Origin of the sequence: Aquimarina pacifica (assembly GCF_000520955.1) — a bacterium.
GTDB classification, from domain to species: domain Bacteria; phylum Bacteroidota; class Bacteroidia; order Flavobacteriales; family Flavobacteriaceae; genus Aquimarina; species Aquimarina pacifica.
On the sequence record NZ_JACC01000034.1, the window covers coordinates 32,161 to 54,481 of the forward strand.

General features: G+C 32.9%; 16 protein-coding genes. 2 read left to right on the plus strand and 14 right to left on the minus strand.

Going from position 1 to position 22,321, the window contains the following annotated elements; genetic code table 11:
- Positions 1 to 291 precede the first annotated feature (291 nt).
- The 14 genes from DZ60_RS0115805 to thrS all read right to left on the minus strand — a co-directional run bounded on the left by DZ60_RS0115805 (position 292) and on the right by thrS (position 18,793).
- Positions 292 to 1,680, minus strand: a complete 1,389-nt coding sequence (locus DZ60_RS0115805) for a tetratricopeptide repeat protein (protein WP_025743013.1) — start codon at positions 1,678 to 1,680, stop codon at positions 292 to 294.
- A gap of 309 nt (positions 1,681 to 1,989) precedes the next feature.
- Positions 1,990 to 3,195 carry an aspartate aminotransferase family protein gene (locus tag DZ60_RS0115810; protein ID WP_025743014.1) on the minus strand — a complete coding sequence of 402 codons (1,206 nt, stop codon included), beginning with the start codon at positions 3,193 to 3,195 and terminating at the stop codon, positions 1,990 to 1,992.
- Between the two features lie 57 nt (positions 3,196 to 3,252).
- A complete protein-coding gene (locus DZ60_RS0115815) occupies positions 3,253 to 5,136 on the minus strand; it encodes an OstA-like protein (protein ID WP_025743015.1) in 1,884 nt (627 codons plus the stop codon).
- Positions 5,137 to 5,668: 532 nt separating this feature from the next.
- On the minus strand, positions 5,669 to 6,940 hold the full coding sequence (locus tag DZ60_RS0115820) for an adenylosuccinate synthase (RefSeq protein WP_025743016.1): 1,272 nt from the start codon (positions 6,938 to 6,940) through the stop codon (positions 5,669 to 5,671).
- On the minus strand, positions 6,940 to 7,410 hold the full coding sequence (locus DZ60_RS0115825) for a Fur family transcriptional regulator (protein WP_025743017.1): 471 nt from the start codon (positions 7,408 to 7,410) through the stop codon (positions 6,940 to 6,942). The genes DZ60_RS0115820 and DZ60_RS0115825 overlap by 1 nt, the downstream gene beginning before the upstream one ends.
- Before the next feature lie 187 nt (positions 7,411 to 7,597).
- Positions 7,598 to 9,802 carry a RelA/SpoT family protein gene (locus DZ60_RS0115830; protein ID WP_025743018.1) on the minus strand — a complete coding sequence of 735 codons (2,205 nt, stop codon included), beginning with the start codon at positions 9,800 to 9,802 and terminating at the stop codon, positions 7,598 to 7,600.
- Positions 9,803 to 9,960: 158 nt separating this feature from the next.
- Positions 9,961 to 11,193 (minus strand): M48 family metallopeptidase, encoded by a 1,233-nt coding sequence (locus DZ60_RS0115835; protein WP_025743019.1) that lies wholly within the window; start codon positions 11,191 to 11,193, stop codon positions 9,961 to 9,963.
- A gap of 115 nt (positions 11,194 to 11,308) precedes the next feature.
- Entirely contained in the window at positions 11,309 to 12,112 is an 804-nt protein-coding gene (locus tag DZ60_RS0115840) for a TrmH family RNA methyltransferase (protein ID WP_025743020.1), read from the minus strand.
- 42 nt (positions 12,113 to 12,154) lie between these two features.
- The gene (locus tag DZ60_RS24350) at positions 12,155 to 14,941 is read right to left on the minus strand and encodes a response regulator (protein WP_025743021.1); all 2,787 of its coding nucleotides are present in this window, start codon (positions 14,939 to 14,941) and stop codon (positions 12,155 to 12,157) included.
- 7 nt (positions 14,942 to 14,948) lie between these two features.
- Positions 14,949 to 15,353, minus strand: a complete 405-nt coding sequence (locus tag DZ60_RS0115850) for a hypothetical protein (protein ID WP_025743022.1) — start codon at positions 15,351 to 15,353, stop codon at positions 14,949 to 14,951.
- A 175-nt stretch (positions 15,354 to 15,528) separates the two neighbouring features.
- Positions 15,529 to 15,873, minus strand: a complete 345-nt coding sequence (rplT, locus tag DZ60_RS0115855; RefSeq protein WP_025743023.1) for a 50S ribosomal protein L20 — start codon at positions 15,871 to 15,873, stop codon at positions 15,529 to 15,531.
- Positions 15,874 to 16,004: 131 nt separating this feature from the next.
- A complete protein-coding gene (rpmI, locus tag DZ60_RS0115860) occupies positions 16,005 to 16,202 on the minus strand; it encodes a 50S ribosomal protein L35 (RefSeq protein WP_025743024.1) in 198 nt (65 codons plus the stop codon).
- Between the two features lie 62 nt (positions 16,203 to 16,264).
- Positions 16,265 to 16,774, minus strand: coding sequence for a translation initiation factor IF-3 (gene infC, locus DZ60_RS23225; protein ID WP_081740513.1), 510 nt, complete (start codon positions 16,772 to 16,774; stop codon positions 16,265 to 16,267).
- Positions 16,775 to 16,849: 75 nt separating this feature from the next.
- The gene (gene thrS, locus DZ60_RS0115870; protein WP_025743026.1) at positions 16,850 to 18,793 is read right to left on the minus strand and encodes a threonine--tRNA ligase; all 1,944 of its coding nucleotides are present in this window, start codon (positions 18,791 to 18,793) and stop codon (positions 16,850 to 16,852) included.
- Between the two features lie 338 nt (positions 18,794 to 19,131).
- Between thrS and DZ60_RS0115875 the strand changes: the two genes are divergently transcribed.
- Together DZ60_RS0115875 and DZ60_RS0115880 are read left to right on the plus strand one after the other, a co-directional pair.
- The gene (locus DZ60_RS0115875) at positions 19,132 to 20,613 is read left to right on the plus strand and encodes a DUF1800 domain-containing protein (protein WP_025743027.1); all 1,482 of its coding nucleotides are present in this window, start codon (positions 19,132 to 19,134) and stop codon (positions 20,611 to 20,613) included.
- Positions 20,614 to 20,618: 5 nt separating this feature from the next.
- Positions 20,619 to 22,283 carry a DUF1501 domain-containing protein gene (locus DZ60_RS0115880; RefSeq protein WP_025743028.1) on the plus strand — a complete coding sequence of 555 codons (1,665 nt, stop codon included), beginning with the start codon at positions 20,619 to 20,621 and terminating at the stop codon, positions 22,281 to 22,283.
- The last annotated feature ends 38 nt before the right edge of the window (positions 22,284 to 22,321 follow it).

The window sequence follows — 22,321 nt, forward strand, 5'->3', positions numbered from 1 at the left end:
CATAATAAGTAAGTTGATCATGTCCTTAAGAATAATAAAAAAGTTTAGTAAGAAAGCGCTTATAGTTTAAACCTTCCTCATGTAATAGAATTTAGTTTTTTTAGGTTTTTAAAACGTACTAAAGACGGTTATTTCCTTGATTTTAATATAGTAGGGGCAATTAATTGATTACATCAAAAACTATAGGGGATCCCTATAGTTAGTGTAGTAGTTTTATGACAGAATAGATTTTTACGAAATAAATAGATAGTCTCAGGAGTATGCGCTTAAACTAGAATATGAATGGCGCTACTATTCATATTCTGAAATAATGTTTTTTACCATAGTAAGATTAAAAATCTTTTGAAATAATTCTTCTAATACTATATGGTATTCAAAATCAAGTTCTAAAGCTTTTCTGATATGGTATTCACCTTTTTCAAAATCTTGCATCTCATAATATAATCCCGCAAGTCTGAATTGAACTTCGGCATTGTCTGGATAGAACTCTATGGCTTGATGTAAGTTTTGTATGGCAGCATCAGACTCACCAATAAAGCGTAATATATCTGATCTGTTTAACCATGTTTCTATTTCGTAATTACCTAGTTCTAAAGCTTTTCTGTACCCTCGTTCTGCTTCCTCAAAAAACGAAAGTCTATTATTTATTTTTGCATATCGTTTCCAATATAGGACATTTTCACTGTCAATATTGATTGCTTTGTTAGTATAATATAGTGCTTTTTGATACTCACGCTTGCGCATATAAAAATCTGTAATGGCAATCCATCCCTTGTCAAGGAGTGGATCCTCATGTACGGTTTTAGAATAATGCTGAATTGCTAAATCATCATTTCCGAGTTTTTCATGACATTTTCCTATTCTTAAAAGAGCAAAAGAGGTTGGGTCATCTAATTCGAGTGTGATTCTATAGTTTTCTATAGCTTCATTATATCTTTTTAGTTTTTCAAGAACTTTCCCTTTTTCTAGATAGGCACCTATAAAATATTCGTCACTTATAATGGCAAAATCAAAAGAAGCTAATGCTTTTTCATATTCTTTTAGGTCAAAGTACTGTTTTCCTATTTGATGCCATGCAACCTCACAATATGGGTTTTTATTTAGGTACATATTGAGATACTCAATAGCCTCTTCATGTTCTTCAAGAAAATCAAAACAGTAAATAATGTTATATAGAGCCGAATAATCATGATCGTCTACTTCTAAACATTTCATGAAACTGATTTTTGCATTTTCAAAATCGTCCATAAACAGATATTCCATGCCTATTAGTGAATAGACATCTGCATCATCATTAGTATATGTTAATGCCATTGTTAATAGCTCTATGGCTTTAACATGATTATTTTGTTTTGAGAGAATATTGGCTTTCTGAATATAAATTTCTTCATTCTCTGGTTCTATTGCATACAATTGTGCCAATAAGGTATCTGCTTTATCCAAACGATTTTCAAAAACTAATACTTCGACTTGCAGTAGTTTGAGGTTAACCGAAGATGGATGTTGAGAAAGGCCCAAAGCAATTGCTTTTTTTGCCTTTGCAATTTTTCCATTCTCTAGATAATGATGAATAATAGATTCGAATTCGTCTGAATCAAAAAATTTAACATCATTAGATCTCAACATAGACTCATACCGAGTAATTGAGAAGTTATCGTCTTCTTCATGGTTAAATTTCATACACATTGATTATTGATGCTCAATAAATAGGTAAAAGAACATAAATACTCTCTTTTTGCTTTCCCCAACAAATTTAAGTACTTGGTAATTCCATTACTTAATTTATTTTGCATTATTGATTTCCTCAGTATTAAAATTACAAATGAAATTGTATCATTAAACTTCGCTCATCAATTGTTTTTAACAAACTAATTAACAAAATACGTACCATTATATTGTTAATGGTCATGAGTTTTACTTTTTAGGAAGCCTATTATATATAGTTAGTGGAAGAATACGTATATAAGTTACGATTTTTTTATGAGATAATCAATTCATATCCTTATTATCTATATTGTTTTGTATGTCATTTAATACTTCGAGAATGATTTGGCAGCCTTCTTTTATCTCATCTTCTGATATAGTTAATGGCGGTGTTATGCGCACTGCACAGGGTTCAAACAGTAACCAAAAAAGAATGAGTCCTTTTTCCTGACATTGTAAAATAATTTTATTTGCAACTTCTTCAGAAAATGTAATACAAGCTAACATGAGTCCTAATCCTCTAATTTCTTTTATTAAGGGATGTTTTAATCTAGAGCGTATTATTTTTTCTTTTCTTAACGCGGCTGCCATAACGTCACTTTCAGTAATCTCTTGTAGTGTTGCCAAAGCGGCAGCTGCAATTACTGGATTGCCACCAAAAGTAGTAATATGACCTAGTTTCGGATTATCTTTTAGTTGATTCATGAGTGATGACGAAGCAGTAAATGCCCCTATTGGCATTCCCCCACCCATTCCTTTGCCCATAACAATTATATCTGGTGTAATGTCATAATTTTGAAAACCAAATAGTTTCCCTGTTCTCCCGAATCCCGGTTGTATTTCGTCTAAAATTAGAAGTGCTCCAACATCAGTGCATCGTTTGCGTACTTTTTTTAAGTATTCATTTTTTGGCTCAATAAAACCGGCACCTCCTTGAATTGTTTCTAAAATGACTCCTGCAGTATTGGTTGTGATTTTTTCTAACTCTTTTTCTGAATTAAAAGTTATAAATGATACATCCGGAATCAAAGGCCTAAAAGCTTGCTTGCGTTCTTCATAGCCCATTACACTCATTGACCCCATTGTGTTACCATGATATGCTAGGTTTGCGGCGATAATTTGACTACGTCCTGTAGCTCTGCGCGCTAATTTTAACGATCCTTCAATTGCTTCTGTTCCTGAATTGGTTAAATATGTTTTTTCAAAATTTTGGGGGAGATTGTCAGCAAGTAGTTTGGTAAGTGCTACGGGTTGTTGCTGTATATATTCGCCATAAACCATTACATGCAAATACTTGTCTAGTTGCTGTTTTATAGCTTCTACAACCCTTGGGTGTCTGTGTCCTAAACTACATGCAGATACTCCGGCCACAAAATCAAGATATTTCTTACCCTTTTTAGAGTAAATATAGCTACCCTCTGCATGCGAAATTTCTAAGGCTAATGGATGCGGAGTCGTTTGCGCTTGATATGTAAAAAAATCTTGTTTCAAAAAAATAGAATATCAGTTTTTAAATAATATCATACCAAAGAAAAGGTACCTTTATGTTTAATTTTCTTTGGTCGTTCTTTTTATCGTGTCTGATTTGTTATATTGTATGGTGGTTACCGTAATACTATCTCTTTGATGTGCTGATCTATTTAAATCTGGATCAACAAAAGAACTTTTCTTTTTGTTTTTATTAATTTCGGTCTTGATTTTTTTATCAACTTCTGTAGGCAGTTCTTCATCGTCAGGACTGATATCTAATTCTTCATTGGTTTCTTTAAGTTCTGCATCTTTGAGTTCTTGGTCTAATAATCGCGAGCCTTCAGATTTATTCTCCTCAAGACGTTTTATAGTTTCCTCATCAAAGAAATCTGCTTCATCTTTGGGTAGGGGTATTCCCTTTATTTTAGTAAGTTGTGGAGGAGATTCGCCTCTAAAAAGATCAATTTTAGAATTAATCCGTTCTTCTCCGCGCCAGTTAAAACCTTTAAGTTCTCGAGCATTTTCTGGTAGATCACTTTCACGATATAAAGTACCTTCAATATTTTGATAGTAATATACGTCATCAATTTCTTGATCTGTAAGCAATAATTTGATTGAGCTAGAAAGTACTTTGTTAATCCCAATTAATTTTAGTTCTCCTTCACTTTCTCTTTGGTAAAATACAGTCTCTGTATTTTTATCAATATCTACCTGATAGATTTCGTTATCCTTAAATAGTCCATATAGTATTTGACCCTTTACTTGATTATACCCTAATTTTAATGTGTCCTCTTGTGCAAGAAAAGCATTTTGGTATACTACAAGAGAATCTAATTTTTCGGTTTCTGTATTCGAAATAATTTTTATGGTATCACCAGTCATTTGATTTCGTTGTGCCCATAAGATGGGGTTACCAATCATTTTTGTATATCCTGTAGTTTGATCGACATTAATAGAATCACTTTTGCCGCTCATGTTAATTTTATAGATGCGTACATCGTAGAAACCATTCATTATTCTATGATCAGGTTTCCCCGTGATTCTTAGGGTATCGCTATGAATAAATATAGAATCTTTTTCCTGTAGCGTTGCAGCTAATGCTCTTTTTGTAATAAAAACAGAGTCCTTATCTTTAAAAACTTCGGCATAATGTCCTGTAATAACAGAATTATTGGCGGTATCTAGTACTCTAATGTTGTTTGTTGCTGATGCGAACTGAGTGGTACTATTATAAAAAATACTATCTCCAAAAACCGTGCGATTGTCATAATCCATTCGAGCATTTTTAATGGCATATCCAGTTTTTACTTTTGTATCATAGAATCCGCGTTCGCAGTATAATGTGCTTTCTTTTCCTTTTACCGTTGATGGACCATATAAATATGCATGACCGTTTTCTGTATAGTAATCTAGTCTATCCGAGTCTACAGTATTTTCAGGATTTACGATCTTTACTTTTGTATTAAAAGAATATTGTCTTCGATCCATAAAATAGCGACCTATTTTACTAGTAAGGACATTATTGGCAGAGTCCTTTACGGTACCACCACTTCTATAGTATGCTTGCTGCTTAAGTCTGTCAAAAAATAAGGTGTCACTACGTAATGTATTAGAAGGAGTTTCCATAAATACATCATCACTAGCATATGCAAATTGAGTGTTCCCGTTGTATTCGGCATATTTGCTTGTCATAGTAAGTGTGTCTCCTTGCTTAATTACAACGTTACCAAGTGCTTTTACGAATTTATCTTCTCCATAATGAATCGCTTGATCACACCATATTTCGATTCCTTCATGTTCCATATAGACTTGTTTGTCTACTTTAGCAAGAATGGTAGCGTTAGGGAATCTGTTCTGGTCTTTTATCGTACGATCAGATTGTACCTTAATCTGTTTGCCTTCTTGAGCAAGAATTCCTGCACCAAATAAGAGTGCATATGTAATAAGGATTATATTTTTCAAGTAAATTAAATTTGTATGCAAAATAACGAAAATTGTGTCTAATGATTACAGCTTGAAGTTAAAATAAAATGCACTTCTGATTTAATGACCTTGAAATCTATTTTTTGTTGCATTTTGTTATTTAGAATGTAGAAAAGTCTGACACTAATAAAAAGATCAATCCAGATTATGTATTCGAACTTGGTAATAAAATTTTTGTTAGTACCAAAATAGGATGTTTTCTTCAATTTAAAATGAGGGCAGATATGGTTAATTGTACTATATGCAAAGCATAAAATTTTTATGATTGTTGAACGTAAAAATAGATTGTCTGGGCAAAGTCTTTATTTAACATTTGTTTCTAAGCAAGCAAGTGAATAAGTATTAACATAGACTTCTTTTCTTTTGAAAGGTCAAATAGATTTGTTTTATAAGATAAGTTGAGGTCAAAAAGATGTCATATATATTCTGGGTTTAACAACTCTAGTATTTTGGTTTTACAAAAAAACCTCAAGCCATGCTTGAGGTTTTTAATACATTAAGACATATATATCTATCTATGGATCGTTTGTGTTCTATCCGGTCCTACAGAAACTATTGTAATTGGTGTTTCTAATTCCTTTTCTAGAAATGCGATATAGTCATTTAGTTCTTTAGGTAATTCTGAAGCATCGCTCATACCTGTTAGATCCTCTGACCAGCCTTTCATTTCTGTATAAATAGGTGTTACATTCTCAGGTTCTATGTTGTATGGTAAATGAGTGATTTTTTTACCTTGATATTCATAAGCAGTACATACTTTTAGTGTTTTGAATCCGCTTAAGACATCTCCTTTCATCATCATAAGTTTTGTAACACCATTCACATGCACAGCATATTTTAGTGCAACAAGATCAAGCCATCCACAACGTCTTGGTCTTCCTGTAGTAGCCCCAAATTCGTTACCGACACGCGCCATTGTTTCTCCGTCATTATCAAATAACTCCGTAGGGAACGGTCCGCTTCCTACTCGTGTAGTGTATGCCTTAAAAATTCCGAAAACATCTTTGATTTTGTTTGGGGCAATTCCTAAACCTGTACATGCACCAGCTGCAGTAGTATTTGATGATGTCACAAAAGGATAGGTCCCAAAATCAATATCTAACAGAGACCCTTGTGCGCCTTCCGCAAGAATAGTTTTTCCTTCTCTCTGCGCTTGATGTAAATATTCTTCACTATCAATAAAAGTAAGTGTTTTTAATACTTTTACCGCTTCAAAAAATTCAGCTTCTAATTCTTCTAGATCGTATTCGATTTTTGCATCATAGAAATCAATCATTGCTTCATGCTTATTGGCAAGAGCACGATATCTTGTTTTCCAGTCACTTAATTCTAAATCGCCTATACGAATACCATTTCTACCGGTTTTGTCCATATATGTTGGACCGATACCTTTTAGAGTAGAACCAATTTTTGCTTTTCCTTTGGCAGCTTCAGAGGCAGCATCTAAAATTCTATGAGTAGGAAGAATTAGATGTGCTTTTCTAGAGATTAGTAGTTTGGATTTATAATCTAAATTGAATTGATTTAGGTTATCTAATTCTTTTTTAAAAATTACGGGATCAATTACAACACCGTTTCCAACCAAATTGATCGCCTTATCATGAAAAATTCCACTTGGGATCGTATGTAATACGTGTTTAATTCCGTCAAACTCAAGTGTGTGACCTGCATTTGGTCCTCCTTGAAATCGGGCAATGATATTATAATCTTTTGTAAGAACGTCTACAATTTTACCTTTACCTTCGTCTCCCCATTGAAGACCAAGTAATAAATTTACTGCCATTATTTATCTTGTTGATTAGTTGGTTTCTTTTTAGTACCATAGAAATATAAAGAGTGATTTGTAATATCAACATCAAAAATTTCCTCGATTGTTTTTTTTATAGATTGAATTCTTGGATCACAGAATTCTAATACTTCTCCAGAGTCAGTCAGTATAAGGTGGTCGTGCTGTCTGTCAAAATAAGATTTTTCGTATTGTGCTTGATTTTGCCCAAATTGGTGTTTTCTGACCAATTTACATTCTAACAGAAGTTCAATAGTGTTATACAAAGTAGCACGACTTACTCTATAGTTTTTGTTTTTCATTTTGATATACAATGATTCTATATCAAAATGTTCTTCACTGTCATAAATTTCTTGAAGTATAGCGTATCTTTCGGGTGTCTTTCTATGACCATTTTCTTCTAAGAAGCTGGTAAACACATTTTTAACGATTACCTGGTCGTTTTGTGTAGTTGTTTTAGTGCTCATACGTTTAAAAACGCAAAGTTACGCTATTTTTTATTAGCTCCCTAACCCCCCAAAGAGAGAATTGAATTAAGTACCGTTTTTTTAGTTCTTTTTCTGTTTTTGTCAAAATGTCGACGGTAGAATTCCTAATATCTAAATATAAAATTTAATTCTATCGAATAAGTTGTTATTACTAGATCAAAGTAAACTATTCTCTAACAACTTTGTCAATACCACTAATTTTCGAAAGATTTTTCATAACGGTTTTTAGGGTGTCTTTGTTCTTAACACCAACGGTTATTTTTCCGGTAAAAACACCATCATCTGTATCAAAATTCATATTATACATGGCTAGATGCATATTGTTGGATATGATTTGTGTAACTTCATTAACCACCCCAATATTATCGATACCATTTAGCCTGATTACGGCCTTAAATTCTTCTTGACTTGAATCTATCCATTTTGCAACTATAATACGATATGCATAGTTGCTTTGTAGTTGTAATGCATTAGGACAGTTATTTTTGTGTACCTTGATTCCCTCATTAACAGTTATAAAACCAAATACTTCATCTCCCGGTATAGGGTTACAACAATTTGATAGCTTATACTCTAGTTTTTCTGAGTCTTTTCCAAAAACTAGCAGGTCATATTTGGATGTAATTTCTTCTTTGTTAATATCCTTTACGTTGCCTCGTCGAATTCGATTTTTGATAAAATTCATAAAGACATTACTTCGGGTAGTAGCGAAATCTTTAATTTTTTGATTATCAATCGTACCAATACCGACTCGATAAAATAAGTCAAGACTTGTTTTGAGTTTAAAATATAGCACAAGTTCGTTTACTACTTTTTCACTCATTGTTATTTTTTGAGAACGAAGCTTACGTTTCAATATAACTTTTCCTTCTTCTGCGATTTGTTTCTTTTCATCACGTAAGGCTGACTTTATTTTTGCTCTAGCTCTAGCTGTTGTAGAATAGTCTAACCAGTTAGAGGAGGGTTTTGATTTAGTAGATGTTATTATTTCTACCTGATCTCCGCTTTTGAGTTCCTGACTCAAAGGGACTAATTTGCCATTAACTCTGGCTCCTCGTGTTCTTAACCCTATCTCGGTATGTACACTAAAACCAAAATCTAGAGCTGTTGCTCCTTTTGGTAATGATTTTAGATCCCCTTCTGGAGTAAATACAAATATTTCTTTGGCATATAAGTTTAATTTGAATTCTTCTACAAAATCAACCGCATTAGATTCTGAATTTTCAAGAGCTTCTTGTAATCGGTTTAACCAGCCATCGAGACCTTGATCTTGTTTCTCTTCTGTATTTTTGTATTTGTAGTGTGCGGCATACCCTTTCTCTGCGACTTCATGCATACGTTCACTGCGTATCTGGACTTCTACCCATTTACTATCGGGACCTATAACTGTAATATGTAATGCTTCATAGCCTGTAGATTTAGGTTGAGAAATCCAATCTCTCAATCTTATAGGATTGGGTCTAAAATAATCGGTTACTACGGTATAAATTTTCCAGGCAATAAATTTTTCATTTTCAAGATCAGATTTGTAAATAATCCTTATGGCAAACTTATCGTATACTTCATCGAATGATATGTTTTGTTTAACCATTTTTCTGCGGATTGAGAAAATGGATTTCGGTCTCCCTTTTATATCATAATTTAATCCTTCTTTATCAAGACCTTCTCTAATTTGATCAGAAAATCTCTTAATATAAGCATCTTGCTCTTCTTTACTTTCTTTGATTTTTTCAAGAATATCTTTGTATACCTCTGGCTCGGTATATTTTAATCCTAGATCTTCTAATTCTGTTTTGATGTTATACAAGCCAATTCTATGGGCAAGAGGGGCATATATGTACAACGTTTCGGAGGCAATTTTTACTTGTTTGTCAGAGCGCATTGCGTCCATTGTCTGCATATTATGCAGGCGATCAGCGATCTTAATAATGATAACTCTAACATCATCATTAAGTGTAAGCAGCATTTTTCTGAAGTTCTCTGCTTGTAGCGATATATCCCTATCTTTTTTTAGAGATGAAATTTTGGTGAGTCCATCAACAATGCGTGCTATGGTTTCTCCAAAAATCTGTTCAAGATCTACTAGTGTATATTCTGTGTCTTCGACGACATCATGCAATAGTGCAGCGGCAATAGATGTGGCATCTAAACCAATCTCGCTAGCAACAATTTTTGCTACGGCAATTGGATGAAAGATATAAGCTTCTCCGCTTTTGCGTCGTTGGTTTTTATGTGCATCTACAGCGATGTCAAAAGCTTGTCGAATAAGTTTTTGGTCCTCCTTACTCAGATCCCTATAACTAATACGAAGCAACTCTTTATATTGCTTGGCAATTTTCTTGTTTTCTTCGTCTATAGCAGCTTCGGTCATAACATAACGTATTTTAAGAAAGCCCTATTTTGATTATGTAATATAATATTCCCCAGTTTATTAACGAGATTTTGGTATATAGTAGATACGAAATCATTCATCAATAAGTATTAAAAATACAATTAAGAAATGTAACCACCAAGTCTTAAGCAATGGATTTACTCACGGAGTTTTTTAATCCTTTGTAAAAGAGTAGGGTGTGAGTAGTGAATGTATACCATTGCGGGATGAGGTGTTAGGTTACTCAAGTTATTTTTAGATAATTTTTTTAGACTATTAATTAAAGCTTCCCCGTCATAAGTTTTTTTAGCATAATTGTCTGCCTGGTATTCAAAAATTCTGGATACTACATTCATAATTAATCCGGTTACTTCAGAAATGGGACTATATAAAATTCCAAAAGCAATAAGTCCTATATGGAAAGAAGGTACAGTAATACCAAGTGCTTCTGATAGTAACGGATTTGCTATAAATAAAGATAAAAACCAAAGGGTTAATCCTGTAAGACCGACAGATAGGAGCAGATTAAAAATCACATGTCTTTTTTTATAATGCCCAACTTCATGAGCTAGAACAGCAACAATTTCTTCTTTACTTAAGTCCTTAATCAACGTATCATATAATGTAATTCTTTTCTCGTTACCAATACCAGAAAAATAGGCATTAGCTTTGGTACTTCTTTTAGAGCCATCAATTACAAAAACATCTTTTAGCTGAAAACCAACTTTTTTGGAGTACGCTTCTATGGTATCTCTTAATTCGCCAGGCTCTAATGGTGTTTGCTTATTGAATATCGGCACAATCAGTTTGGCGTAAAACATATTCATCATCAGTGTGAATAGAGACACTAATACCCATGCGTACACCCAAAATGTTCTTCCTGTGAGTTCATAAAACCAGATAATTATAGCCAATAATCCTCCTCCTACAATCATCATCATGATTAGACTTTTTATCTTATCGATAAAAAAAGTTTTTACAGTAGTTTTATTAAAACCAAATTTTTCTTCGATTACAAAAATTTTATAATAGGCGGCTGGGGTAGACATAATATCACTACCAATCATAATTATTCCGAAAAAAATAAGACCAACCAAGATAGAATTATTAGATATACTTCGTGCTAAGTTGTCAATCAATGCGAAACCGTCTAAAAAGAAAAACAAGAGCATTATCACTAAGGATACAGTAGATGAAACAAGCTTAAAATTAAAATTTGCTTTTTTGTAGTCAATAGACTTTTGATATTCGTCATCGGGATAGACATCCTCGAGTTCCTCAGGAATTGTATTATTATAATGTCTTGCATTAAGAATGTCTAAAAGCGAATCAATAAGAAAAACAATTACAATAATTGCAATCAGTAAGTAAAATAAGGAATTGGGGGTCATTAGTTTATTGCGGTTAAAGAGTCAAACATTTGGGGTCAGGATTAATTTAGCAGAGTGTAAGTTAATGATTTTTAATTTGTTTTATGTTTTTTGTGTTGTTTTGCAACTTTTCTTACTAAAAGTCTCGTTGTCTTTTTGCTTCAAAAATGAGGATTCCTGCAGCTACAGAAACATTCATTGAATCAATTACTCCACTCATTGGTATTTTAATGTTTTGATTTGTGTTAGACAAAAATGTATTGCTCAAACCAGTGGCTTCAGTACCAACGATAATAGCGGTTGGTTTAGTATAATCTTGGGTGTTATAATTTACTGAGGCCTCTAAAGCGGCTCCATACATTGCAATGTTTTTTTGTTTAAGAAAGTCTATGATTTCTTGGGTGGATCCTGTTGCCACAGTATTTGTAAAAATACAACCCACGCTTGATCGAATTACATTTGGATTAAATAAATCTGTTTTTGGGTTGGCAATAAGTACAGCATCTAGTTGAGCGGCATCTGCAGTTCTAAGCAAAGCGCCAATATTACCTGGTTTTTCAGGAGCTTCGGCAACGAGAATAAGTGGGTTTTTTGATGGTAATTCTAGATTTTTTATATCAATATTTTTAGATTTCACTACAGCTATTAGGCCTTCTGTGGTTGATCTATATGCTATTTTTTGATATATTTCAGGGGTAACTTCAAATACAGAAATTTGAACTTTTGACTTTTTGATTAGTTCCAAAATTTCTGATTCTGGTATAATGGATGAACAATAGTATACCTGTGTTATTGTATAGTTGCCATGAATGGCCAAAGTAAGTTCTCGTCTACCCTCAATAATAAAACTTTTTTCTTTTTTACGTACTCTAGATTTTTCTTTAAGTTGAAAAAGAAGTTTTATTTTTTCATTTTGAATGCTTTTTATCTGATGCTGCATGTAGACAAAGATATAATAATAGCAAGGAAAAGACTGTTTTTTTTAAGAGTTTGTCGATGATAATTCTTTGATAGCCTCTTCGATTTCTTTTAAGATTTGAAGATAAGAATCATCTAATTGACTAAAGTATTGATGAAGGGTTTCATGCTTGTCTTTTTCAGTGCAAAAATTTTCAATTCTTTCTAAAATACTACTTTCATTTTGCAATCCAATAGTTCTAAAACTGGACTTAAGCTTGTGGGCCAACCCCTTTGTTGTATTTAGATCAGATTCTGATATGGCTTTTTTTAGTTTCTCGTAATCTTTTGGGGTCTCTTCGATGAACATTTCAAGAACACTTTGAATAGTTTCTTTATCATTGTCAAAGGTCTTTCTTAAAAACGATAGGTCACAAAGTAGATTACTATTCGATATAAGGTTTATGTTAGAAGTATTATCAATAGGATATGCTTTATTAGAAAGGTTGTTTGTTAATTCTTTATCAAGTATCGATAGCAATAATTCTTCAAGGGCTTGTTCGCTTATTGGTTTCGTAAGATAAAAATTCATACCTGACTCAATTGCTTTCTTTTTTGATTCCGGGAAAACGTCTGCAGAGCACGCAATTATAGGTATTTGGTTAATGCTTAAGTTGCTTGATTTTCTAATTTCTAGAGCCGTCTCAGGTCCATCCATAACAGGCATATGCATATCCATAAGGATAAGGTTGTATGTATGATCTTTTAGTTTTTCTAATGCGATTTTTCCATTGTCGGCGGTATCAACTTCGATGTTCCAATTCGATAATAATTGTTGAATAAAGAATTGATTCATTTTATTATCCTCGACCACTAATATTTTAACTCCAGATAAATTGTCTGTTTTTTTTATAGAAAGTGCATCTGTATTAATATCAACCGATTTAAAGTCACTTTTACTGTATTGAATAGAAAAATCAAAAGACGATCCTTTACCTAATTTGCTTTGAGCGTTAAGATTTCCTCCCTGAATTTCGATAAGCTGTTTAGATATTGATAGTCCAAGTCCAGTTCCTTCAATTTTATTTTTTCCTGGTTTGTGAACTTGATAAAAGCTTTCGAATATATTTATTAGTTTATCATCGGGAATACCAACACCCGTATCTTTTACCAAAAAATTAATAGTGATATCTGTATCCTCAATTTTTTTGGCTACTACTTGTAAGGTTATTTTACCTGATTGAGTAAATTTTATGGCATTACCAATTAAGTTAATTAGAATTTGATTGAGCCTTAATTGATCTCCGACTATAAATTTCGGAATTACTGGGTCAATTTCAGTAATAAATTTTAAGCCTTTTTCTTCTGCTTTGATCTTAAAACCTCTCGAGATATTGTTTATTAATCTAAATATGTTGAAATCGGTATTATGAATTGTAAGTTTTCCTGCTTCAATTTTAGAGAAGTCTAGAATATCATTAATTAGTATTAATAGATTTTCTGCAGAGAACTGTATTCCGTTTAGATTATTTTTGTCAATTTCTGGATTACTAAAATCACTTTTTTGTAGAATACCAGTTAACCCAAGAATAACATTTAGAGGAGTTCTAATTTCATGACTCATATTCGATAAGAATACCGATTTTGCTTTTGCAGATTTTTCAGCAATTACTTTGGCTTCTCGAATTTCGTTATCTCTTGTTTTTCTATTTGTAATATCTCTAAAAAAGGCATTAAAGAGATAGTCTCCCTTAGATTTTATAGCAATAATTGTAAGTTCGACATAAACAATTGAGCCGTTTCTTCTATTAACCGAAGTCTCTACTCTTTTATTGATTAAATCATCCTTACCATTGTTTATATAGTTGTTAAAACTTCTTTTGAGTTCTTCTCTAAGCTTTCTAGGAACCAAAGGGTAGATGCTATGACCAATAGTTTCTTCTCTTTGTAGTTCTAAGATTTGTTCAGCTTTATTATTCCAGTTCAGCACTATACCATCACTGTTGACTAGAATTATACCATCCATGGCCGTTTCTAGGATAGTAGTATTAAGGTGTTCACTATGTTTTAATTCATCTTCTACCTTTTTTCTTCCAACAACTTCTTTAGTCAGTCGTTCATTTATTTCTTCTAAACTATAAAGTTGTTTTTGAAGCATCTTAAGCATCTGTTGCTTACTGGGGAAATTTATAAGATCTTTAGCCAGAATTTCTTCTGGTATTACATTTAATATAGTCGTGAATGAATCTAAAAGATGATATGACTGAAAGTGTTTTTTGTAAATGAGTAAATATATATTTGTTATTGCATTTATTCCTAGGCTGTCTTTAATTTTATTGAAAATTTCATTAGAGAAATCTAATAGCTTTTTTCGTTCTTTTATTAAGTCTATTTCTTGTGGTTTTGGGTCATCACTGAGATATTTTTTTATACTTATAACTTTAGGGTCATTGTTAACTCCCATAAGTTCGGATGATTTGTTTAAGACCTGAAATAAGAAAAACTTACAGATTAATAACTCTTGTTCGGGAAGTGAGGTAAATATTAGTCTAATGTTTTTGAATTCTTTTATGAAAGGATACTTTTCTAAAAGTTCTGTTCTTATGGATTGAGCACTTAAGAAATTGATTTTATTTTTTTCTGTAATATGTTTTTCTACGTGCAGGTATATTTCTGGAAGAGATTCTATTTTTTTAGTTCCAGGTAACTGTTTGAAATTTTTGATTTTTACTTTTAAATCTGAAGCATTTACGGGTATGTCAATTTTGTTCCATAAAAAGTCAATAAGATCAATAATTTCTTGTTCTTCTTGGGTCTCTACAGAAGGGACTTTGATAGGTTTTAATATTCTCTTAAACCAATTTCTACTCATTAATGATTCATATTTTACTGGCTTTGTATATTTTGTAAAACCCTATTGCTGACAATGCCCAGGTTAAAATTAGGGCGACAAACCATATATAGTTGCCTATGGTATCTCCGAATAAAGTTTTGAATACGCTGTAATTAAAAATATGAGCAATTTGCATATGTAGATGCCCAAGAGCCATAACAACAAAACCCCATGCTAAAAGCGTCATTCCTGACCCAAATTTTCCTCCTTTTAGTCGAGTTGCAGTCAAAAAACTAAAAATAAGTGCTATTGCAAGAAAAGGCATTTCTAAAAGCCCAAAAATTTGTTCTGCATCAAATGTACTTTTATGAAGTGCACTGTGTTCCTGAGCGATTAGTATTTGACCACTAAAAAGCAATCCCAAAATAAGTGTAAAAAGGTTTTTTTTCATAACCAAATGAGTTTTGCTAAAAGTAATGAAAAAATACGGTATACAGGTGTTTTTTATAGGTAAAGTGCAGTTTTTGACGATAAAGTGTGGGTTTAAGGTTGGTTGGAAATAAAAAATCCCGCTCTAATTGAGCGGGATTTTTTGTAAGTGAGATTGTATTATTTTTTAAATAATGTTATTTAACTTTTTCTACAATTGCTTGAAAAGCTTCTGGATTATTCATCGCTAAATCAGCAAGAACTTTTCTGTTAAGTTCAATGTTATTAGCTTTGATTTTACCCATAAATTGAGAATAAGACATTCCGTATAATCTGGCACCCGCATTAATACGAGTAATCCATAATGCACGGAAAGTTCTCTTTTTATTTCTACGGTCTCTATACGAGTATTGCATCGCTTTATCTACCGCATTTTTTGCTACTGTCCAAACGTTTTTACGTCTTCCGAAGTAACCTTTTGCTTGCTTAAGAACTTTTTTTCTTCTAGCTCTTTTTGCAACTGAATTTACTGATCTTGGCATTTCTTTAAATTTTTTAGTAGTAGGCGATACGATTTTGTATACTTAGTCAATCATTTTTTAATATAAAATCTCAAAAAATATTTTGGCCTAACTCCTGGGTTTATAATAATTTTAACCTGATTAAAAAAGTCTTACTTTAAACGTAATTGTTCTTTAATACTATTTTCATCGCTTTTGTGCACTAATGTTGAGTGCGTTAAAGCAAGCTTACGCTTTTTAGATTTTTTTGTCAAAATATGACTCTTAAATGCGTGCTTTCTTTTTAATTTACCTGTACCTGTAAGCTTAAAACGCTTTTTAGCACTGGATTTTGTTTTCATTTTAGGCATTGTATCCTTGTTTTAATTATCTCACTTATTTTTTTATAAATCCTTACTTAAAGAATTTACTTTTATTTTTTTGGAGCAATGAACATTATCATTCGCTTACCTTCAAGTTTTGGCATTTGTTCAACTTTACCATAGTCTTCTAGCTCTTGAGCCAGTCTAAGAAGTAAGATTTGTCCCTGATCTTTATATATGATAGAACGTCCTTTGAAAAATACATATGCCTTAAGTTTAGAGCCTTCACTCAAAAATTTGATAGCATGTTTTTTCTTAAACTCATAATCGTGCTCATCAGTATTAGGACCAAATCGTATTTCTTTAATCGTAACCTTAGTAGCCTTAGATTTTAAAGCTTTGTCTCTTTTCTTCTGTTCATAAAGGAATTTCTTATAATCCATTATTTTACAAACAGGAGGAATTGCCTTGGGAGAAATCTCCACAAGGTCTAGTTCTTGCTCTTCGGCGAGTGTCAGTGCTTTCTTAGTTGGATAAACACCAACTTCTACATTATCGCCAACAAGACGTACTTCATCAACCCTAATTTTATGATTGATTCTGTGAGCATCTTCTTTGATTACTCTTAATGGTTTCTGAGACCTTCTTCTTCTTATTGCTATGACTTAAAATTTTAAATTAAACTTAATTATTTTTTACCCGTTAAAAGGTTTTAATGTTTTATTAATTTCCTCTTTTATTATTTTTGAAAACTCTTCAATTGATACTGCACCTAAATCTTCACCTCCATGTTTCCGAACAGATATTGTATCATTTTGTTCTTCTTGCTCCCCTACGATTATAATGTAAGGAATTTTTTTCATTTCTGCCTCTCTTATTTTTTTACCTATAGTTTCATTTCTATCATCGGCAAGGGCGCGAATTTCGTTATTTTCTAACAAATTTAAAACTTTTTCAGCGTATTTTTCATATTTCTCACTGATAGAGAGTATAATAACCTGCTCTGGCATCAACCATAACGGAAAATTACCTCCTGTATGCTCCAGCAATATAGCAATAAATCGTTCCATACTACCAAATGGAGCTCTATGAATCATAACAGGCCTGTGCATTTCGTTATCGCTACCTTTGTAAGTTAGGTCGAAACGTTCTGGTAGGTTGTAATCAACTTGTATCGTTCCTAGTTGCCAATTTCTACCAAGAGCATCTTTTACCATAAAATCAAGCTTAGGGCCATAAAAAGCAGCTTCACCACTTTCTATAACATAATTCAAACCTTTATCTTTGGCCGCATTAATAATGGCATTTTCGGCTTTGTCCCAATTATCAACATCCCCAATATATTTATCTGGATTATCCAAATCCCTTACAGAAACTTGTGCTGTGAAATCTTCAAATCCTAAAGATCCAAAAACATAAAGAACCAAATCGATTACCTTTTTGAATTCTTCATCCAATTGATCAGGAGTACAGAAAATATGCGCATCATCTTGAGTAAATCCTCTTACTCTTGTTAAACCATGAAGTTCTCCGCTTTGCTCATATCTATATACGGTGCCAAATTCGGCATATCGTTTTGGTAAGTCCCTGTATGACCAAGGGCCACTATTATAAATCTCGCAATGATGCGGACAGTTCATAGGTTTTAGCAGGAATTCTTCTCCTTCTGCAGGAGTATTTATGGGTTGAAAACTATCCTCACCATATTTTGCATAATGACCAGAGGTTACATAGAGTTCCTTTTGCCCAATATGAGGAGTAACCACCATTTCATATCCCGCTTTTTTCTGTGCTTTTTTAAGGAATTGTTCTAGACGATCTCTCAAAGCGGCTCCTTTAGGGAGCCATAAAGGTAAACCTTGCCCTACTTTTTGTGAAAAGGTAAAAAATTGAAGTTCTTTACCAAGTTTTCTATGGTCACGTTTTTTAGCCTCTTCTAGGAGTGCTAAATATTCTTTTAGCTCTTTCTGCTTAGGAAAAGTGATTCCGTAAACTCGAGTAAGTTGTTTGCTGTTTTCATCACCTTTATGATAAGCACCTGCAACACTCATGATTTTCACGGCTTTTACAATACCAGTGTTAGGTATATGTCCACCTCGGCAAAGATCTGTAAAAGTGTCATGGTCACAAAAAGTAATATCTCCATCTTCTAAGCCCTCTACAAGTTCAACTTTATATTCATTTGTGTTTTTATAATAAGACAAAGCATCAGCTTTACTCACAGAGCGCATTTTGAAATCGTGCTTTCCGCGTGCTATCTCTAGCATTTTATCCTCAATGGCCTTAAAGTCTTTTTCAGAGATTATCTTGTCGCCAAGATCAACATCATAATAAAACCCCCTGTCGATTGCAGGACCAACCCATAGTTTAACGCCTGGGTACAGTGTTTCTAGTGCTTGTGCAAGTATATGAGCAGAAGAATGCCAAAAAGCTTTTTTTCCTTCATCATCTTTCCATGTAAATAAAACTAAGTTACCATCCGTTGTTAATTCTGTCGATGCTTCTATTGTAGTGCCATTAAACTTTGCCGAAATAACATTTCGAGCAAATCCTTCACTAATATCTTTTGCTACATCCATAACAGTAATACTATTATGGTATTCTCGAATCGAACCGTCAGGTAACGTGATTTTGATCATTGTTCTATAAATTATAAGACGCAAAGATAAGACGATAATAAAACTCCCGCAATAGTATTTGCTACATTTAATATATAACTTTCAATATGCGTACGGCTTGCCATTTATAGTTAAGAAAAGATACTTAATGTAAAGAGATAAAAGTCAAACTATTATGGTTTTTAGATTGGTTTTTTTAAGAGTTTGTATTGTTTTTGTGTCTTATTTGTTAAATAAAAGTCAATAAAAAAAAGGTTTTTAAACGAATTCTAGAGTTTATGGAGCATATACTAGATAGTTTAGAAATTAATGATTGTAAACTCTAATTTAGACGATGTGTTAACAATATAAAGTATATAATGTCAGTCGTAATAACGTCAGTTTCTTGTAATGTATCGGATTTATCTGAGTACAGCCCTTCAAGTGTTATGCCTTGGGATAAGCAAAGGGTAAAACATGTGTATCGCCGAATAGGTTTTGGAGCAACACCCGCTATGATTGAGGAGGCATTGTCTAAGAATCCTTTAGACTTTGTAGATACTCTCATAGATGAAGCTGTTAATATGGGTACAGACCCTGCGCCAGAATGGGGGTATTGGGATTATACAGATTTTTTGAGTTTCTATGGTACTTCTTCTCAGGTTTCTTCCGCAACAGGAACTTTAAGGCATGAAATGTCCAGAACCTTTTGTAAAGATATGCGCAAAAATAATTTGAGAGATCGATTAACGATGTTCTGGTTTAATCATTTTATTGCAGTTAATTCTTCGCCTAGCTATACATATCAATTCTTTAATTTAAGACAAAGATATGCAATCGGAAATTTCAAGGAATTTACAAGTGAGGTAGGGTTGGCTAATGCAATGCTGTGGTATCTTGATGGTTTTTATAACAAAGCAGGGAGTCCTAACGAAAATTATTCTCGGGAGTTATTTGAGTTATTTACGCTCGGAGTAGATAATGGTTATACTCAACAGGATATAGTAGAGACAGCTAGAGCTTTGACCGGGTATAATTATAGGAGTCCACATTGGGGAGATGTTGTTTTTAGGGATAGGGATTTCGATGATGGAGAGAAGACTATATTCGGTCTCACAGGAAATTGGGGCTATGATGACGTAATTAATATTTTATTTCAGGAAAAAGGAGATTTAATTGCCAAATTCATTTGTGGCAAGTTTTATCAATATTTTGTCAATTTCGAAATAAATGATTCGATTGTTGATCAATTAGCGCAGACTTTTTTAGCAAATAACTTCGAAATAGAACCTGTTTTGAGACAGCTTTTTAAAAGCAATCATTTTTTTGATGACTATAGTTTATCGACATTAATTAAAAGCCCTGTGGATTTAGTTATTGGTTTTCAAAAAGAATTAGAAATGGATTTTTCTGCTACCAATGAATACGATTTGGACGACGAAGCTTATAATGCACTTAATAATTTAGAACAAGTTTTGTTTATTCCTCCAAACGTTTCTGGGTGGGAAGAGGATGAATCTTGGTTAACTTCGGTTAGTTTTCCTGAAAGATGGTTGAGGATGGAGAGGATGTTGGAGTATCAAAGACAAGTAGATACAGAAGTTTTTAGGGCTTTTGCTTTAAATTTATTTGATGCCAATGCCGACGCAAGTTTTGTTGCAAAGGGAATTGTAAATCATTTTTTGTCATATGATTTGGTGCATGAATCGGAATACGATGAGGCTATAGCTGTTTTTAAAGATGGCGTTCCGGATAATTATTTTATAGATGGTACCTGGAACTTATATTATCAAGAAGTGCCCAATCAGGTTTTGTCATTATTACTGCATGTTATTAAGATACCAGAATTTCAACTTAAGTAAAAAAAATGAAAAAGCATTACAAGTCTATAAATCATAATAGTTGTAACCATAATGATCATGATCGTTGGAATAGAAGGTCTTTTTTACAAGCATTAGGTCTTGCAACTGGTGGAGCAATGACATTAGGTGGTTCTTCAATAGCGTATTCTAAAGATTCTATGCTTAGTTCGGCTATTAATAAAGCAGAGAGTGATAATATTCTTGTGATAGTGAAGCTCTTTGGGGGAAATGATGCCTTGAATATGATAGTGCCAATAAATCAGTATGATGCATACGCTAATGCTAGACCTACTATAAAGGTTCCTCAAAACAATCTTATAAAACTCAGTGATGAGTATGGTATGAATAATGTAATGAGCTCTTTAGAAGGGATGTGGGGAGAAGGGCAAATGAAAATAATTAATAGTGTGGGCTATGAAGATCATTCTAGATCGCACTTTAAAGGGTCTGATATTTGGGCGTCCGCACAATTAGGAACTGTTCAGCATAGCGGTTGGCTAGGTAGGTATTTAGAGGATAAATATCCTGATTATTTGTTAAACCCACCAGAATCCCCAACGGCTATTCAGATCGGAAACCTTAAAAATATAACGTTTAATGGAGAGGGGAGTTCTCAATATAGTTTCTCTGTTGCAAATATAAATAGGCTAAAAGCTATAGCTTCAGAGGGTAATGTTTATGATTTACAAGGGCTTCCGGATTGTACGCGAGGAGATAAATTAGAATTTGTAAGAGCTTTAGTGAATAGTACATTTAATTATGCAGATGTGATCTATGATGCTTATAATAGTTCTAATGATTACGGTAATTATCCTAATAATAATTTTTCAAGGCAATTAAGTATTATTTCGAGACTGATTAAAGGTAATTTGGGGACTAAAATATATATGATTACCGTAGGTGGTTTTGATACCCATTCAGAACAAGTTGATAGACAATCAATACTGCTTAAAGATATGGCGGATAGTATTTCTTATTTTTATGAAGATTTGACTAATTCAGGCTGGGGTGATAAAGTGTTGTCTATGGGGATTTCTGAATTTGGAAGAAGGGTTAAAGAAAATGGTACGGGTACTGATCATGGAACTGCTGGTGCTGTAATGCTGTTTGGCGGAGGTTTAAATGGAAGTGGAATGGTAGGGGAGCATTCAAGTTTAACAGATCTTTTGTCTAATGGTGATATGTATCATAATACTGACTTTAGAAGTGTGTATGGTTCTATATTGAAAGAGTGGATGTGTGTGGATGCTTCTGTAGTAAATTCAATTGTTCTTTATGATGAGTATGAATCATTAGAGTTAGGGTTTAAGTGCGGTAATGAAGAAACTGAAGAAACAGATGAAGAAGAAGGGGATGTAGTAGTTGTAGATTATGACGATATTGGAGATTTGCCAGATTCATTAGGTAATAGGGTGTTTAATCATGCTACAGTTTATGATGATAATAAAGTATACCTTGATTTAGATGTTGTGACTACACAACATATAGTTGTTTCGTTGTACAGTATTTCTGGTCAAAAATTAGGAGATGTTAAAAATCAGATATTTCTTCCCGGTAGCTATAGGATTGATCTAGAGCAATCGTTAAATGCGCAATTATCCTCAGGTCATTATATATATAGACTGTCTAGTAATAAGAAAAGTGTAAGTGCTAAGGTGATGATTCAATAGTTTCATGTATTTTTTTCATTGTTTGTGCGTTTTTTTGT

Coding starts and splice junctions, on each gene's coding strand:
- rplT (WP_025743023.1), bottom strand. CDS start 15,873: ATGCCAAGATCAGTAAATTCAGTTGCAAAAAGAGCTAGAAGAAAAAAA.
- DZ60_RS0115835 (WP_025743019.1), bottom strand. CDS start 11,193: ATGACCCCCAATTCCTTATTTTACTTACTGATTGCAATTATTGTAATT.
- DZ60_RS0115825 (WP_025743017.1), bottom strand. CDS start 7,410: ATGAGCACTAAAACAACTACACAAAACGACCAGGTAATCGTTAAAAAT.
- rpmI (WP_025743024.1), bottom strand. CDS start 16,202: ATGCCTAAAATGAAAACAAAATCCAGTGCTAAAAAGCGTTTTAAGCTT.
- DZ60_RS0115880 (WP_025743028.1), top strand. CDS start 20,619: ATGAAAAAGCATTACAAGTCTATAAATCATAATAGTTGTAACCATAAT.
- thrS (WP_025743026.1), bottom strand. CDS start 18,793: ATGATCAAAATCACGTTACCTGACGGTTCGATTCGAGAATACCATAAT.
- DZ60_RS0115840 (WP_025743020.1), bottom strand. CDS start 12,112: ATGCAGCATCAGATAAAAAGCATTCAAAATGAAAAAATAAAACTTCTT.
- DZ60_RS24350 (WP_025743021.1), bottom strand. CDS start 14,941: ATGAGTAGAAATTGGTTTAAGAGAATATTAAAACCTATCAAAGTCCCT.
- DZ60_RS0115830 (WP_025743018.1), bottom strand. CDS start 9,802: ATGACCGAAGCTGCTATAGACGAAGAAAACAAGAAAATTGCCAAGCAA.
- DZ60_RS0115820 (WP_025743016.1), bottom strand. CDS start 6,940: ATGGCAGTAAATTTATTACTTGGTCTTCAATGGGGAGACGAAGGTAAA.
- DZ60_RS0115805 (WP_025743013.1), bottom strand. CDS start 1,680: ATGAAATTTAACCATGAAGAAGACGATAACTTCTCAATTACTCGGTAT.
- DZ60_RS0115850 (WP_025743022.1), bottom strand. CDS start 15,353: ATGAAAAAAAACCTTTTTACACTTATTTTGGGATTGCTTTTTAGTGGT.
- DZ60_RS0115875 (WP_025743027.1), top strand. CDS start 19,132: ATGTCAGTCGTAATAACGTCAGTTTCTTGTAATGTATCGGATTTATCT.